General features: G+C 50.4%; 12 protein-coding genes and 1 tRNA gene. 5 read left to right on the top strand and 8 right to left on the bottom strand.

Annotated elements, in window-relative coordinates; all coding sequences use genetic code 11:
• Positions 1 to 55 precede the first annotated feature (55 nt).
• On the top strand, positions 56 to 1,321 hold the full coding sequence (locus ACG98I_RS04690; protein WP_394718786.1) for a deoxyguanosinetriphosphate triphosphohydrolase: 1,266 nt from the start codon (positions 56 to 58) through the stop codon (positions 1,319 to 1,321).
• A 63-nt stretch (positions 1,322 to 1,384) separates the two neighbouring features.
• Here ACG98I_RS04690 and ACG98I_RS04695 read toward each other — a convergent pair whose 3' ends face one another.
• Positions 1,385 to 1,630 carry a hypothetical protein gene (locus ACG98I_RS04695; RefSeq protein WP_394718788.1) on the bottom strand — a complete coding sequence of 82 codons (246 nt, stop codon included), beginning with the start codon at positions 1,628 to 1,630 and terminating at the stop codon, positions 1,385 to 1,387.
• Positions 1,620 to 2,096: a ribonuclease domain-containing protein gene (locus ACG98I_RS04700; RefSeq protein ID WP_394718790.1), complete on the bottom strand. Its 477-nt coding sequence runs from the start codon at positions 2,094 to 2,096 to the stop codon at positions 1,620 to 1,622. Before ACG98I_RS04700 ends, ACG98I_RS04695 begins: the two co-directional genes overlap by 11 nt.
• An 89-nt stretch (positions 2,097 to 2,185) precedes the next feature.
• On the opposite strand from ACG98I_RS04700, the gene dnaG reads away from it, so the two are divergent.
• Positions 2,186 to 4,105 carry a DNA primase gene (dnaG, locus tag ACG98I_RS04705; RefSeq protein WP_394718792.1) on the top strand — a complete coding sequence of 640 codons (1,920 nt, stop codon included), beginning with the start codon at positions 2,186 to 2,188 and terminating at the stop codon, positions 4,103 to 4,105.
• On the opposite strand, the gene ACG98I_RS04710 is transcribed toward dnaG, so the two are convergent.
• On the bottom strand, positions 4,102 to 4,371 hold the full coding sequence (locus ACG98I_RS04710) for a hypothetical protein (protein ID WP_394718794.1): 270 nt from the start codon (positions 4,369 to 4,371) through the stop codon (positions 4,102 to 4,104). The two genes, dnaG and ACG98I_RS04710, sit on opposite strands and share 4 nt — an antisense overlap.
• Positions 4,372 to 4,962: 591 nt before the next feature.
• Between ACG98I_RS04710 and wecB the strand changes: the two genes are divergently transcribed.
• Positions 4,963 to 6,168: a non-hydrolyzing UDP-N-acetylglucosamine 2-epimerase gene (wecB, locus tag ACG98I_RS04715; RefSeq protein WP_394718796.1), complete on the top strand. Its 1,206-nt coding sequence runs from the start codon at positions 4,963 to 4,965 to the stop codon at positions 6,166 to 6,168.
• Between the two features lie 608 nt (positions 6,169 to 6,776).
• Here the strand turns inward: wecB and ACG98I_RS04720 are convergent.
• Positions 6,777 to 6,849, bottom strand: a tRNA-Asn gene (locus ACG98I_RS04720).
• 308 nt (positions 6,850 to 7,157) lie between these two features.
• Here ACG98I_RS04720 and ACG98I_RS04725 point away from each other — a divergent pair.
• Together ACG98I_RS04725 and ACG98I_RS04730 are read left to right on the top strand one after the other, a co-directional pair.
• On the top strand, positions 7,158 to 8,414 hold the full coding sequence (locus ACG98I_RS04725; protein WP_394718843.1) for a glycosyltransferase family 4 protein: 1,257 nt from the start codon (positions 7,158 to 7,160) through the stop codon (positions 8,412 to 8,414).
• Complete coding sequence (locus ACG98I_RS04730) at positions 8,414 to 9,961, top strand: glycosyltransferase family 4 protein (RefSeq protein ID WP_394732533.1); 1,548 nt, start codon at positions 8,414 to 8,416, stop codon at positions 9,959 to 9,961. Before ACG98I_RS04725 ends, ACG98I_RS04730 begins: the two co-directional genes overlap by 1 nt.
• Before the next feature lie 11 nt (positions 9,962 to 9,972).
• Here the strand turns inward: ACG98I_RS04730 and ACG98I_RS04735 are convergent, their stop codons facing one another.
• The 4 genes from ACG98I_RS04735 to ACG98I_RS04750 form a co-directional block, all read right to left on the bottom strand.
• On the bottom strand, positions 9,973 to 12,141 hold the full coding sequence (locus ACG98I_RS04735) for a hypothetical protein (RefSeq protein WP_394718800.1): 2,169 nt from the start codon (positions 12,139 to 12,141) through the stop codon (positions 9,973 to 9,975).
• 39 nt (positions 12,142 to 12,180) lie between these two features.
• The gene (locus ACG98I_RS04740) at positions 12,181 to 13,053 is read right to left on the bottom strand and encodes an ABC transporter ATP-binding protein (protein ID WP_394718802.1); all 873 of its coding nucleotides are present in this window, start codon (positions 13,051 to 13,053) and stop codon (positions 12,181 to 12,183) included.
• Positions 13,040 to 13,981 (bottom strand): ABC transporter permease, encoded by a 942-nt coding sequence (locus tag ACG98I_RS04745; protein WP_394718803.1) that lies wholly within the window; start codon positions 13,979 to 13,981, stop codon positions 13,040 to 13,042. The genes ACG98I_RS04740 and ACG98I_RS04745 overlap by 14 nt, the downstream gene beginning before the upstream one ends.
• 81 nt (positions 13,982 to 14,062) lie before the next feature.
• On the bottom strand, positions 14,063 to 16,219 hold the full coding sequence (locus tag ACG98I_RS04750) for a hypothetical protein (RefSeq protein ID WP_394718805.1): 2,157 nt from the start codon (positions 16,217 to 16,219) through the stop codon (positions 14,063 to 14,065).
• Positions 16,220 to 16,236: the final 17 nt, after the last annotated feature.

A 16,236-nucleotide genomic window follows, 5' to 3' on the forward strand; every position in this document is an offset into this window, starting at 1 on the left:
AAACGCAGTGAGTAAACCCGCACATAGCAGCGAGAACGGCTTAGAATAGAAGCCAATGTATTCCTATACCTCAAGTGATACCACCCGGATCTTTGATGAGACGCCCAAAGGCTCCACCTTTGTCTCGTCTGATTCCGATGACCGCGGTGCCTTCTCCCGCGACCGTGCCCGCGTGCTGCACTCAGCTGCCTTGCGCCGCCTGGCGGATAAAACCCAAGTAGTTGGCCCTCAAGATGGAGATACCCCACGTACTCGCCTGACGCACTCCTTGGAAGTCGCCCAAATTGCCCGCGGCATTGGTGCCGGCTTAGGCCTCGACCCCGACCTGTGTGAGATGGCTGGGCTGACCCACGATATTGGCCACCCGCCCTACGGTCACAATGGGGAGAACGCCCTCAACGACGTGGCTGCTGACTGCGGCGGCTTTGAAGGCAACGCGCAGACCCTTCGCATTCTTACCCGCCTGGAACCTAAAATCATCGATGACAACGGCGATTCGGTGGGGCTCAATCTCACCCGCGCCGCGTTGGACGCAGCCTGCAAATACCCGCGTGCAAAGACCAACCCAGATGGCTCCATAAACCGCAAATACGGCGCCTACGACGAGGACTCCCACATCCTCACTTGGCTGCGTGAGGGCCACGATGATGAGCGCCCCTCCATGGAAGCCCAAGCGATGGACTGGTCCGATGACATCGCCTATTCCGTCCACGACGTGGAAGACGGAATCGTCTCCGGGCGTATCTCACTCAACGTTCTGTGGGATCTGGTTGAACTAGCCAACCTGGCCGATAAAGGCGCGAAAGCCTTCGGCGGCACCGCCGAAGAGCTCCTCGACGCAGCCGATTCGCTGCGCCAGCTCCCGATTGTCTCCAATCAGCGCTTTGACTACACACTGACCAGCTACGTGGGGCTTAAGAAGATGACCTCCGAACTAGTCGGCCGTTATGTCGGCGCCACCGTCGCCGCCACTAAAGCATCGGGGGAGACCCTCGGCCGCCAACACGGCCAGCTCATTGTCCCACACGCCGCCGAAGCCGAAGTCCGACTGCTAAAAACCATCGCGGTGCTTTACGTCATGGACACCCCGGCGCATCTGCGCCGCCAAGACCGCCAACGCGAACGCGTCTACCGAGTATTCGACTACCTCACCGCCGGCGCGCCGGGCACCTTAGACGCGATGTTCCGCATGTGGTGGGAGCAAGCCGAGACCCCCGCCCAACGCCAACGCGTCATCATCGACCAAATCGCGTCCATGACCGAGTCGCGGCTCGAGCGCGTTGCCCGAGCGTCCGCAGCGTTTTCTGGTTACTTGGGTTAACACCCAATCCGCCAGAAAACTCCGCAGACGTAAAACAAGAAGACGAAAAATAGGGTGACTGGGCTAGCGGTACAGCTTGACGCCTAAGTCATCGAGCACGCGCCTAATAGCAGCGGCATCCGCATCATTCATTGCCCAGTTAGCGCACGTGATGCGGTCAATCTTCGCATCAACGAGGAAGTCTGCCAGCGCATCCAAGTTGCGTGGACTCGGGACATTATTGTCGCAGCGAACTCCATCAAGGGCTGTGTAGAAATCCTCGCGGGTAGTGATGCAGTCCGTAATGAGCATGCGGCGTCTATTCGGCATCAGGGATCTCGCAGAAGGATTCATAATGGTCATCGGTGTAGTACCACACTTCAGGGTCAGTTTCGGAGCCACCGCCGGTCACGATACGACGCGCACCACGGTGGTCTAAGCCAGGGGTTTCCACGGTGTATTCGCGATAGAAATCAGAAGACTCATCGGGCAGAACGCCTTCGTAATTTCCAAAACGGCGGTTGTCATTTTCGGGATAGTCATATGGACCACCGGCAACAATGTCATCGCGGGTCTCAATTGCCTGCTGGGGCAAAGAGTCCATCGCGCAGGTTTCAGAATCAGCAGAGACGGCAGAAGTCTCCGCGGAACTAGAATTTCCTGAGTCAGAAGAGGAGAGGTCAATGCCGAAGTAACCGGCGACCAAAACAACAACAGCGCCACCAATAATTGCAGGAAGGGACTTCTTGCGTGATGCCGAATTACCTGATGTGGAATCCTCAGATGATTGTGCCATGGCCTTATTGTTGCAGTCATGGGCACTAAGAATGAAATCGGTCAGCGCTTAAAAGTCTCGATTTGGTGCCACACGGTAAGGTTCTAGGTATGGCAAGAGGCAGAATTCCGGAGAGCGATATCCAAGCGATCCGTGAACGCGCGCCCATCGAGGAAATCGTTGGTGAATACGTCCAGCTCAAGCCCGCTGGCTACGACAGCCTGAAGGGCCTGTCGCCTTTCAAGGAAGAAAAGACCCCGTCTTTCCACGTGCGCCCGCAACGTGGCTATTATCACTGTTTCTCCACGGGCAATGGCGGCGATGTTTTTAAGTTCCTCATGGAAATGGAACAGGTTTCTTTTCCTGAGGCAGTGGAATCTGTGGCGCAGAAAATTGGCTACCACATCAATTATCAGGGCGGTAGCACTGGCGCTCGCGATGAAAAGCCCGGCACCCGGCAGCGCCTCGTCGCAGCAAACAAGGCTGCACATGAGTTCTATCGTCAGCAGTTAGAGACCCCCGAGGCGGCTACCGCGCGCAACTTCCTACTGGACCGCGGATTTAGCCAGGAAATTATTTATAAATTCGAATGCGGCTACGCGCCCGCAGGTTGGGATACTGCCACGAAGCATCTGCTGCGCAAGGGTTTTAGCTTTGAGGAGCTAGAAGCAGCCGGTATTTCCAAGATGGGCAAGCGTGGTCCCATCGACCGTTTCCACCGCCGTCTACTGTGGCCTATCAAGGACCTCAGTGGCAACGTCATTGGTTTCGGCGCCCGCAAGCTTTTCGATGACGACAAGCTGGGCAAGTACATGAACACCCCTGAGACCATGCTCTACAACAAGTCGAAGGTCCTTTTCGGGCTTGACTTGGCCAAGCGTGAAATCGCCGCCCAGCACCAAGCAGTGGTGGTGGAGGGGTACACCGATGTCATGGCCATGTATGCCGCCGGCGTCACCACTGCCGTCGCATCCTGTGGCACAGCCTTTGGCGGTCAGCACCTTCAGGTGCTGCGTCGCCTTATGTTGGATGACTCCTACTTTCATGGTGAGCTCATCTATACCTTCGATGGTGATGAAGCAGGACAGAAGGCTGCCATGCGCGCCTTTGAAGGTGAGCAGAAGTTCACCGGCCAGTCCTTTGTGGCCGTTGCGCCTGAGGGCATGGACCCCTGCGATCTTCGCCTACAAAATGGTGATGCCGCTGTCCGTGACCTCATTGCTGACCGCATTCCGATGTTTGAGTTCGTCATCCAATCAGTGCTCTCCGAGCACCGCGTGGACACCGTGGAGGGTCGCCTGCAAGCACTACGCCGTGCGGTCCCAGTAGTAGCTCAGATTCGTGATGAACCCCTGCAACGCGAATACGCCCGCCGCCTGGCGGGCTGGGTCGGCTGGCCCGACCCTGATGAAGTCCTTCAACAAGTCAAAGCGGAGGCCAAGAAGCCGAAGAAGGAAGAACCGCGCCGCACCATTCTGTCGGAGTCCAATAAGGAGCAGGCAGCAGCAACTCCTGCTCCGATGATTCATCCTCCATCACCGCGAGAGACACACCTGTGGCCGCAGCGTGAGGCTCTCAAGTTGGCTTTGCAATACCCCAATGTTGCCGGCACCTACTTCGATGGTGTGGATGAGGACGCTTTTTCTAATGATGCCTACCGCATTGTCCGTAAAGCCATCAGCTCCGCCGGCGGCGCCGCCCAGGGCGCGCAGCAGCCAACGGTGGAATGGATTGCCAATGTTGCCGGTGAGATGCTCGACCTAACCGGCCGCAACTTTGTCTCTGAATTAGCAGTGGAGGAGATTCTCCCAACCGGTACCTCGATGGAGGACTACGCAGATATGGTCCTCTCGCGCCTGCAGGAGACTCAGGTAGGCAACCATATCGCGGAGCTGAAAGCTCGCCTAGGTCGCATGCGTCCATCAGAGGATGAAGCGACTTATAACTCCCTGTTTGCAGACCTCATCGCACTGGAACAAGCCCGCCGCGAGCTGAATAATCGCGCTTTCCGCGGGGGTTCGGATTACTAGTCTTCGTCGACTTCATAGATACGATCAGGCTCATTAGTCTGGTCGTTCTTGTTTTTCTTGCCTCGATTTAGATCCTTGATTTCCTTCATACGGGGATCCGGATCCAGCCGATTCGCGATAGTCTTGCGCGTCGCATTGAGTGCATTCTTGGTGACGGGGGAGTTGATGGTCTTTTCGTAAGCATTCTTGATTTGGTGAAAACGCTTGCGGCCCGCCTTCGTGCCTAGCACGTAACCTGCAGCGGCACCGACTACGAATTGAAACATAGTATTCCGTTTACTCCCTTTTATTTAATGCGAAACGATACTGTCCAAGCCTACCGAAAAGTTCCTTCACGGAACATTGGTACGCAACAAAAGGAATACCCGCTCACACGGAAATGTACCAGGCTCAATACTTAACTGATCGGACAGTTCTTCTCCCGAACAGGGGTAAATTATAACGATTTGATTCCAGATTCTTCCCAGGATGGTGTTTGTTCCGATAGTTTTAATTTCGTGGAGTTTGAATCTCTGTTGCCTCAGGCAACTTCAGCCGCAATAGCTTCAGCCGCACTTTTTGTGGCTAGTCATGCCATGGATCAAACTCAAAGGACAACCGCGCAGACAGATTTTGCGGGCGTCATATCCAAACCGGGACAAGAATAATCTCGAACGCAATTAGTGCAATATCCAGTGAGTCGATAACCTCACGATTCTCCCGACTGGTAACTCCTGGTCATGTGTAATGGCGCTCGACATTGTAGGATTGCCATCATACCTGCCATATTTGTTGAAGCTTAAACGTCACTGTTGATTCGCTGCCAGAATCGCATGGTTGAATGGTAATGAGTTTTAAACTGATTAGTTAGGAGAATTATGAGCAAGCCAAAGGTTATGACGGTCTACGGCACCCGCCCAGAAGCGATTAAGGTGGCTCCAGTCATCAAGGCGCTTGAAGCTGATGATCGTTTCGAATCAATCGCGGTGTCTACTGGTCAGCATAAGGAAATGCTTGAGCAGGTTAATACGATGTTCGGTATTAAGCCAGCATATAATCTTGGACTCATGAAGCCAGGTCAGGGCCTTAATGAGATTGTCTCCCGTGCACTTGCCGGCCTCGATGAAATCATTACTGAGGTGGAACCAGATGCCATCATCTCTCAGGGTGATACTTCGACTGCGATGGCTGCAGCGATGGCTGGCTTCCATCGCGGTGTCAAGGTTGTCCACCTTGAAGCTGGTTTGCGCACTGGTGACATCTTCTCCCCATTCCCTGAGGAAGCAAACCGCAAGATCATCGGTCAGGTAGCTTCCTTGCATCTCGCGCCAACTGAGGGATCGCTGGAGAATCTTCGGATTGAGAACTTCCGTTCCAAAGACATCGTGGTCACGGGCAATACGGTGATCGATGCTTTGCTTGAAGCCGCCAGCTGGGATACCACTTTTGCGGATCCAAAGCTTCAGGAAGCCGCTGCATCCGATAAGCGCATGGTGGTTGTTACTACCCACCGACGTGAGAATCTGGATGCAATGAAGGAGATTGGCGGTGCAGTTCAAGACCTTGCGACTGCATACCCTGACATTTACTTTGCGCTTCCACTGCATCTGAATCCCGCCGTACGTCAGGCGGTCCTTCCAGAGGTAGAGAGCTTAGAAAACGTCATCATCACGGATCCACTCCCATATGATCAGTTTACTAAGCTGCAAGGCCGTGCAACCATCATCCTTACAGACTCGGGCGGAGTCCAGGAAGAAGCTCCTTCACTGGGCAAGCCAGTATTGGTTATGCGACAGAACACCGAGCGTCCTGAGGCTGTTGTTGCCGGCACCGTCAAGCTTGTCGGAACGAACCGCTCCCTGATCGTGGCGGAAGCGAAACTGCTTCTCGATGATAAGGCTGCATTTGAGGCTATGGCGAATGCTGTAAACCCATACGGTGATGGCAAAGGCGCTGAGCGCTCTGTCGCAGCCATTGGCGCCCTTCTGGGACTGGGGGAGCGCGCGGAAAATTTTTCGCCTAGAACTGAGGAGAATGAAGAGCGGATTCCTCGGTTCGAAGAGGTTGTAAGCAGCACAGACTAATTTCTAGAGGCACTAGATAGCAGTGGCCGGGTTCGGGCCGCTGCTATTTGTTTTAAAGCCTTAAATAGGAATTGAAACCAAGAGAAGGCTTATATCAGGGGTGAGTAAACAGATCTGTGGATGGTTTCTGCCCTTCTCCCTGGTAGGAGTGTATAAACTCGCGATTTATAGTGTTCGCCGGGTTATAAATCGTCTAGTTGCGTTTAATGCCGCTGAATTTCGTTCCTGATGCTACGACCGTTGAAGTAAGCGAAAATACTCCTCCTGGACGCTGTAGCCCCTGTATAACCGCAAGAATCCAGGCATTGCGCATATTGACGGCAGCATCTCACTGCCAATTCGGAGGCCGCTCTCTCACCAATATGTACCAAGTGGATTTGTGTGCGATTCGCTCGGAATTCTTCAAATTAGCAGTTAAACCGAAACTTCCCCGCCTTCGCCAAGACCAGGCCCCGACACGCCGCCAGACACCACTATTGTCACATAGCCCCATAGCCCCATAGCCCTAAGTAAACACATCTGTTTACATACTCCTTACCCGTGTATGGGCGTGGACCATAAACGAAACACCCCATTACTATTAATGCTGGTAATGGGGTGTTAATTTGCTCCTCCAACTGGGCTCGAACCAGTGACCCTTCGATTAACAGTCGAATGCTCTGCCAACTGAGCTATGGAGGAATATTGGTTGCGCCGGAGCCTTGCGGCCTCTCTGTGCAACGAGACATAACTATATAAGATCTAGTCGGATTAAGGCAAATCGCCAGTTGAGGGGCTGTTTCCTTCGAATCTTGCGAAGGCGGTTACTGGCGTCGAACGTACGGTACTAATTGTGCCAAGTTTTGGTAGTTGCAGTCAGGGGTTGAAGAATCCTTTAAACTTTCATGATGATATCGTTAATGGATATTGGAGTGCGCGGATGAGAGAGGAAGGGGGCTCGTGAGTTGAAAATTTTGATTATTTCTCAGTATTGGGCCCCAGAGAATGGAGTGCCTCAGAGGCGTTGGTCTTGGCTGACAAGCATTCTTGAGGCTGAAGGGCATTCCGTGACTGTAATCGCGCCTCCTCCTCACTACAACCGCAGTCCTAGTTTGTCGGAGTGGTGGAAATCCGGCTCCTTTAGAGCCCGTACCGAACATCAAGAGATTAATCATGCTCAGACCGTGGTTCGGACGGGTTTTTTCCCGGCCGGACGTTCGTTGACTCAGCGGATTCTCAATCAAGCAGCTGTCGCATCGGCTGCGCTATGGGTCATTCTCAAAAAGCCTGGCATCTTACAGGGATATAAGCCAGATCTTATTATTGGATCAGTCCCTGCCTTGCCGACAGCTGTCGTTACGTATGTTGCTTCAAGGCGCTTCAAGGCCCCCTATGTGATCGATCTTCGGGACGCCTGGCCAGATTTGATCAGTGAACATGATCGGTGGAATTCTGGGTTGGGCGAGCCCTCGTTACGGGAAAAGTTGCTGTCGAGAGGACCTGTCCAAATTTTGGGGATCATAACGAAGCGTGCAATCAACTTCAGCCTTCGAGAATCCGACGCGTTAATGGTAACTTCTTCCAAGTTAGGGGAATCGCTCAGTAAGCAGTTTGCCGAGAAGGGGTCGCGTGAGTCAAAGCCGATTTCAGTTGTTCGGAATGTGTTTCCCGAAGAGGTGGAACGGAATATCCCTAAGGGTGGTAAGAGTTCGTTAAAAGAGCTCAATGTGCTTTACGCGGGCACTTTAGGTCGCGCGCAGAATCTTACTAATGCTATTCATGCTGCTGCTATCGCCGAGAAGGAAGGCTATGTGGTTAACCTTCGTTTTGTGGGTGCTGGAGCGGCACGCCAGGAGCTCGTCCGGGTAGCAAAGAAGCTGGATATCAAAGTAGAATTCAGTTCCCGAATTGCAGCTGAGGATCTGACTGAGCATTATGCTTGGGCGGATACTGCGCTGGTACATTTGACCGATTGGCCACCATTGGAGCAAGCAGTTCCATCGAAAACTTATGAGCTGATGACCTGTGGGATTCATATCAGCACAGTTGCAGCAGGGGAGACCAAGGAACTTGTGGAGGAGCTTCGGGCAGGACATGTGGTTCCGCCTGAATCTCCACGAGAGCTTGCAGAGCTCTGGATGAGATTGGTTGACGATCCAATGCTTTTGGATATTTCTGCTGAAGCAGCGAATTGGGTTGAAGTCGAGCGTACTGAAGTCGCGCCTCAAGAATTGCAACGAATTATTCAGACCTTCGAAAGCAATTAATGACCAGATCGCGACTAAAAAGCGGGTACCGCCGAATCTCTTTGGCAACAAGCCTTTTCGGTGTTCACCTTTTGGAAGATCCCAATGACCTCTTTATCAAGATTAGCCAGAAAATGAGGAGTAAGGGTCTACCAGTACCCGCCATAAAATCTCCAACGCCGAACCGAAAAGCGGAACAGCTTTTTGAAGTCGGTGAACTATTAGAAAGCGCCGCCCTTTTCGCTAGGAGTGGGATTCACGGAAGATCTCGCGCACGCAAAATAAGGCGTCAAATTGAAGAGCTCGCAATGCCTATCAGGAAGAGCACTCAGCTCGAAAGAAGGATGGAACTGAGCGACGTAAACGTTCTTTTCTATCTAACGAACTCAAAGCCTTTCACTCAATCAGGCTATACAGAGCGAACTCATCAACTCTTGACTTCATTAAAGAACGAGGGCATAAATGTTCGCGGGGTGACCCGTTTAGGGTATCCGGTTGTCATTGGCGCCTTCCCGCTTGAAGAAAAGACCGTAGTTGATGGTATCGAATACAGTCGACTGCTTCCTACCAAGTATCCAAAACTTAAGTCGGAACAGACTGATCTGGCAGTAGAAATGTTGGTTCGCGAAGCTCGCGATTTTAGTGCGACGATTTTGCATACAACAACTGACTTCAAAAACGCGATTGTGGTATCTAGAGCCGCCGAGATTCTCGGAATTCCATGGATTTATGAAACTCGAGGAGAGCTGCATAAGACGTGGTTATCGAAGCGACCAGACAATTTACAGAGCCAAGCCAAGCACTCTGAATTTTACCGCGCGGCCGAACGAAAAGAGCTTGAAGCGATGGAGAACGCAGCGGCAGTTGTCCAGCTGAGCCAAGTGTCGAAGAAACAATCTATTGCGCAAGGGATAGATGAGAACAAGATAGCAGTTGTCCCGAATGCTGTGTCTACGAGGGAACTCGGTCGAGAATATTCAAAGTTCGATATTAGGGATGAATTAGGACTAGATAAACACTGGAAAATTGTCGGTTCAGTAACTTCTCTAGTTCAGTATGAAGGTCTGGATGACTTAATTAGAGCAGTTGCGTTGCTTCCCGAAGTTCATTGCCTGATGGTGGGCGACGGAGAAGCGCGACCTGAGCTGGAGGCTCTAACCAAGCACCTAGAGCTGACCGACAGAGTGCACTTCGTAGGAAAAAAGCCTTCGGATACGATTTGGAAGTGGTATGCCGCGCTCGACGTCTTTGCCGTTCCTCGTAAGGATCAAGAGGTTTGCCGGACAGTTACTCCAATTAAGACATTGCTAGCGCAGGCGAATGGAGTTCCAGTCGTTGCTTCAGACCTCCCCGCACTGAGGGAAGTAACTGGAGACCATGCAGCGTATGCTCCAGCTGAGAATCCAAAAGAGCTTGCAAATGCGATAGCTCAACTCTTCTTGGCGGAGAACCAACAACTAGATAACTTGCGTGAAAAAGCTAGGAATTGGGTAAGCACAAGGACATGGCGTGCGAATGCGCAGCGCCTTAAAACTCTGTATACGCAAAGCAGTTTGAATGGGGGATAAACAAGCCGTCTCTACGTTGTCGCAGTTGTGATGGCACATGGTGCTACCGCCCCACGGTGTCTTGCGAAGCATTTAACTGAGAAGGCGGAATGCGTTCCACCCGATGGAATTTCGAAAATCATGGATTGCTCATTCATATACGAGGTGCGTTGCACTGCCTTGCCTCCTTCTAGCAGATAGAACGCAAACTCGAGAGAAGCGGGACGTGAGGTAGCGGGATTAGCTTCAACAGTGAGCTTGTTATCCTTAATTTGGACCTTGGGGTTCAGATTAACTGGAGGTTTGGCCAGGAGAGCCGGCACCTTCAGGTTAGGTAGTGCATCCGATGCACGAATTCCCCTGATAGTTAAGCCAGAGCTGGGATTCTTCGTGCACTCATAGCTGATTGAAGCGCCAGGCTCAGATGACGGGTTGAAAACGTCACGAGCGGACATCATGCGTGCAACGGTGAGACTTGGGCTGAGAGTCCCTTTCTCGAGCGCTTCAAATACGGACTTGTGGACGGATTTAAGGCTTGATCGGTGCTCGGGAAATGCTTCTTCAATCTCATACGCAATTGTTCGAGACATACTAATTAATGCCGCAGTTTTGTCGGCAGGAATCGTTTCCTGGGTCGTTCCGGAGAAATTAATTTCTTCGATAGTTGGCTTTTGTTTAGAAACAGAGCTGAAATGGGATTCTAGGATATCGGTATCTTTAGGGATATTCTTACCCGCACCATTTGTTAAAAGCTCTGTTGCCTCGGGATCTTCGAATGGGAAATCCAATAATGATGGCTCTGTGGCGGCGAAAATTTGGCGGGCAATCTGATAGCTACGGAGTTCTGGATTCGGATACTTTTCCGAAGCTGCATAAAAATAGGAATTTGATAGCGGCTGAAATGAGAATAGATTCGTACTCGCCGAGAATTTTGCATGTCCAAAATGAGTGCGATTCCTACAATGCTGATAGTAACTAGGCATTAGGTCATCGAAGCTTTCTGAGCGGAGCCATTGCTGAACCGAACTCAGAGACTCATTCGCTGTGCTGCCAAATGAGGAATCAATGATTGCATTATCGACAAACCACTTTCGGAACTGCGCGAAAGGAGCTTCACTGCTAACTCCGGTTTTGGAGCTATAGGATTGAACTTGTTGTGCCAAGCTTAAGAAACCAGCACCCTTTATTGGTTCTCCACCGCCGCCTCGCAATGAGATCTCTGGAGTTGCATAAATGGTGTGGTGCGCAGTAGCTGGATACGCATTAGAAAAGTTTGACGATGTAGTATTCGAAATCCAGAGACCCTCTTCTAAGCTAGTCTTCAAATTGGAAGTAGAACGAGGGGGAAGCCAGTTGAGGCCAAAATGCTTTCCTATGGCGTAGCTGATGAAAAAGTCATCTTCGAATACCTTATAGCTGTATTTGTTTTTATAGAGTCGTGGGTCATTCGAACGAATCGCGAACGTGTCATCGACCCCAGCCGCCAATACGAGCGCGAGAACGACGCGTGAATCAACTCCCCCGGAAAGGAGAAGTGAGTGAGAGTGGTCTTCATTCAAAGCGAGACGGTTGAGCGTTCCTGTTACAAACTCAATTCCCTGGTCAATCAGTGCGGTCGAGTCAGAAGAGTCGCTATTCAGCAGGGATTTCCTGTCAATAATAGTAACTGAATGTTCTGCCACATGGACTGCAAGGTGCGGAGGAAGTAGACGAATCTCGACGGCAGAAGTCTGCCAAGCAAGAGGATTTGAGAATCTGGAATCCTTCGTAATTATTGTGGTGATGTACGCATTAAGGTCTAATGTCGGATTGACGCCGTTTCTCATTAGTTCGTAGGTAATACCCTGAAATGAGTCTGAAACGATAAACTTTTGACCTGGAATAAGTGCGTAAAAGAGCGGAGAATATCCGAACTCATCGTTGAATACAAGGAACTCAGAAGTCTCCGAGTGATCCGCATCAGAGCGTTCTGCTACCGCAGTCCATTCTCCTAACGCTGCGGCAAATTCTGAGATGGTAATTGTCCGGGGGACTCGACGAGTAAAATCGGTATCGAGGTTAAAACCCGGGGAAGCAGCGATGCCAGAAATATTCTTGACGGTATACCTAGCCGGCTCAATGGATTTATCCCGATCGAAATCAATGGTTGAAGCGCACGATTCGATTGCGATTGAATGCGCAGAAAGTCCAACTTGAGACATCTAACTGACTCCTTTTAGGTGCTTTTGTTCTTGTCTAGCTTATGCGATGTTTTCCGCGTGATTTGCGTTTTCGCCTTTTCCCTGGTTCATCGAATACTTGAAATCTTGATATTCTGACTCAAAGTAAATCTGCGGCTTAGAATATCGACGCGACGTATAATCGATGACATGTTGAGCGTCCGCAGTGTTTCCCAACGCAAGCCTTTTTGTCCAAAGCTTATAACTGCGAAGAATCTTTTTAGGAGGTCCATCGGCAATCACTGTGCCTTCATATAACCAGATCACGCGGGTGCAGTGCTTTTGAATCGTACTGGCGGAGTGCGAAACAATAAATACAGTTCCGGCATCATCTAGGAAACTATTCATTCGCTTACGGGCTTTCTCAGCGAATGTGGCGTCGCCTGTTGAGAGGGCTTCATCGACCATTAGGATCTCCCGTTTAACTGCGGTGGCGATCGCAAATTTTAATCGCGATTTCATACCTGCGGAGTAGGTCTCCATAGGTCTGTCAGCGGCGTCTGAAAGCTCAGCCCATTCAATCACCGGGCCGATCAATCCTTCAACTTCTTTTGCTTCTAATCCCATTGCAAGCAAGCCAATTTTGGCGTTTTCTCGGCCAGTCAATTTGGGCTGAAGGGCAGCAGAAACTCCGAGTAATGTTGGCTCCGCTGACACGCGAACTAAGCCACTAGTCGCAGTTTCATTTCCCGCGATAATGCTTAGCAAGGTACTCTTCCCAGAACCATTTTTACCGAGGATTCCGATGCATTCCCCGGAATATGCGACGAATGAAACATCCTTAAGGGCCTTTACTGGTTTGCGTCGCCCAGAAAAAATTGATTTATTTTTACCATAGACCTTGTAGGTTTTTGAGATGTTTCGAGCTACTACTACAACCTTATCGGATGGCAATGTATCGCTCCTCTGCTTGCCAGAAATAGCTGAAGCCTACTAGCGCTAGGCCGAAAGACCAGGCCGAAATATAGACCCACACGTCAAGACTGGGGAATACTCCTTCCATGACGCAGGTCCTCGCAGCCATAAGGAACTGGTAAATGGGGTTTATCTCAACAAAAGTAGAGAGCAGGGGGTGAGTCTCGAATCGATCAATCGTAAAGAAGACCCCGGAAGTAAAGAACAGAGCACGGTTTAAGAGGCTAAGAATCTTCGTGATATCGGGGAAGAAGGCACTGGCACGGGCAGCGAAACAGATGCAACCGAACGCAAATACGTGAGCAAGGATGTAGATTGGGACGATTCCTAAAATCGATATGCTGATTCCCTTTTCCCACTGAAAAGCGAGAGCTCCGATGATCGCTACGATTGCCGGAATAATGTGGTCAATGAACTGCCTAAGTATCAAGGATACGGCTAGCGATACTTTTGGGAAATTGAACGAACTTATGAGGTTTCTGGATCTTTGAATGAGATTTCCTCCAGAAGTAATCCCTGCGGTGAAGAACCCGAAAAAGATGACACCAATCATCAAAAACCCGATGAAGTTGTCCATGCCCCGGCTTACTTTTAAAATCAGTCCGAACACGATCGCATATACAGCGACTTGGAATATTGGCTCCAGCAGGACCCAAGCTAAGCCGAGATAGGTGCCGTTTCCTGAGGAGAGAGATTTCGATTTGGTTTCTGCCCAAATGAAATGGCGTCGCTGCCACAGTGAGTTTATGTAGTTGACGAGATTTTCCCTGGCATGCAATTGCTTAAGGGGTTGATCATCAACCAGAACGACATTTACCGTGGTGACTGAACTGTGAGCTGCTGATCTTGGTCGCTGAACAGCAGAACTTTCTTTTGGGGACCGCGGTAGTTCGTTTGTTTTACACATATACGGCATCCTTAGCTAATAGCCAGACTCTTATACTTTAAGGATATAGGGACAGTTAAGTCTAGCGATTCTTGCCTCATATTAGTCAATCAAGACTTCATTTGTCTTAATGCCAAGACTCGTACGATGCGCAGAATTTATCCGATAGAACACCTGAGCGTGGTAGTTTCCTGGACCATCAAGAGGGAACGAAACTTCAGTATCCTTTTTATACCAAGCCTTATTAATCCGTCGGTTGTTTTTGTAAAGGTACACAGCGAACTCAGGAGCGATGTCGTTTTTGTCGGAACCTCCGAAAGATACAGTCACGGTTTCCGAGTCAATTGCCAGGTTTGGGGAGAACTCAGGCGTTGGATGATTATGCCAGCCGTCTTGTATTTTCACTGGGAAGTCAACGCGGACCTTGGAGATAGAAGTACTCTGATCAATGGTTTGCTCAGAAGTGAATAACCGTACATGGTTTCCTTTAGCTTGTGACGGAAGGAAAACATCCAGTGCTGAAGCAATCTTAGTGCTTAACGGCAGGAAACGTGAAGCAACTATTTGCGTCTGTTCAAATGCCCGCGTATTGATTCGCCGTATAGTTTGTTTCAGATCGGGCTCCACGAAATCTTCAATTAACTTCATGCTTTGTGCTGTATAGGAACGACTGGACAGGATTTTATCGTAAGGAGCGCATATCAGTCGTTCATCCTTTGCCCAGCCAGTGCGAGCAATTGAGGAACTGCGATTCGCTTTTATACGATCCACTTGTTTCTGCCAAGCGGTGTCCGAAATTTGAACATCATGTGCTTTAGGATTTGCTATTGCTTGTGTGGAGTCAGAGTTTTCAAAAGGGAGGTCCAAGAGGGAAGGGTCATTAAGGTGGTACAGATCTCGTACGATTTTGCCATTCGCTCTTTCCTCGAATCCCAGCATTTGACTAGCTCGGATAAAGTGTTGGTTCGAAAGTGGATGGAATGCGTAATTATTTGAACTTCCTGATTGCCTTACATGCCCAAAATGCGTACGGTTTCTGATGTTCCGGTAGAGTTCGTTAAGCTTTTCTGTTAAGGATGCCCCAGAAACTCTGCTGAAAGTTTCAGCCATGTATTCCTGAACCAGAGGGCGTTCTTGATTTAGCATGGGGAATCGAGACATATACCAGTCTATGAAGCCCAAATGTTCATTTGGCTTCCAAGCTCTGTTTCGTATCTGTTCAGCGATTCTCTCGCCGGTGAGCGTGGTCCGGAGTAATTCTCCACCACCGCCTCTAAAAGTAATCTTGAGATCAGACTGTATAGTGTGGCCCGGAGGAGCTGAGAATGAATGCGCAAAGTTTGACTTGTACGATTGGTGAAAGTTGAGCGAATCCTGAAAATCGAACTGCAGGAATTCTCTGTCGCCAACAGTAGCCCAATCCAGGCCAAGGTTGGTACGGATGGTGTCAGCAATTGCAATATCTCGTTCGACGACTTTGCGCGTGTTCTTGTTCTTCCAAGTTCGGGGATCTACCGATGAAAGTTGAAACTCGTCAGTCTGTCCTGAGGACGAAATTAGAGATAGGACGAGCCGCGAATCCACGCCGCCTGAGAGAGAAAGTACCTTTTGTAGTCCTTCAACCCCGGACAGCTGCTTTATGGAGCTGTGAACAAGTTGAGACCCGCGCTCCAGTAGACTCTCATAAGAATAGTTGACCGTAGGTGAGAGGACAGACCGACTAATAATTTGTAGTCCACTGTCCCGAATCAATAGCGCTTCTTCAATACCTAGGATGCGAATGCTTGCGGACATAGTGCGGCGGACACTTGGATTGTCGAAATGCGGATGCGCAGGAAAGAGAGTTGCGGTGTAGTGGGCCACGTCTAGTTCGGGGGTTGCGCCGAATTGCCTGAGTCCATGCACTACCCCTAAGAACGTATCTGCAACGATAACGTTGTCTCCCGACTCAGCGTAGAAGATAGGGCAGTACCCAGAAGAATCGCCAAAGACCACAAATGTCTTTTCATCGGCTGCATTCGCTTCACCGATCGCCATCCACTCGCCAAGCGCATCCTGAAACTCACCTAGTGTTAGGGGGTAGGAAATGGGGAGTGCAATTGTGGACTCGATCGCAAATCCTTCTCCGACCGCGAGCCCAGAGACTCTCGAGACACGAAAATTTTGCAGATCGTGTAGGTCTGATGCTTGCGACATGGCGGGGGATTTCCCGTGTACCTGGATGCTAACGAAATCCGCTGACCTAAATAGCTCCTGCATTATTGAAACTTCCTTGG

This window comes from Corynebacterium sp. L4757 (genome assembly GCF_043673995.1).
Taxonomy (GTDB): domain Bacteria; phylum Actinomycetota; class Actinomycetes; order Mycobacteriales; family Mycobacteriaceae; genus Corynebacterium.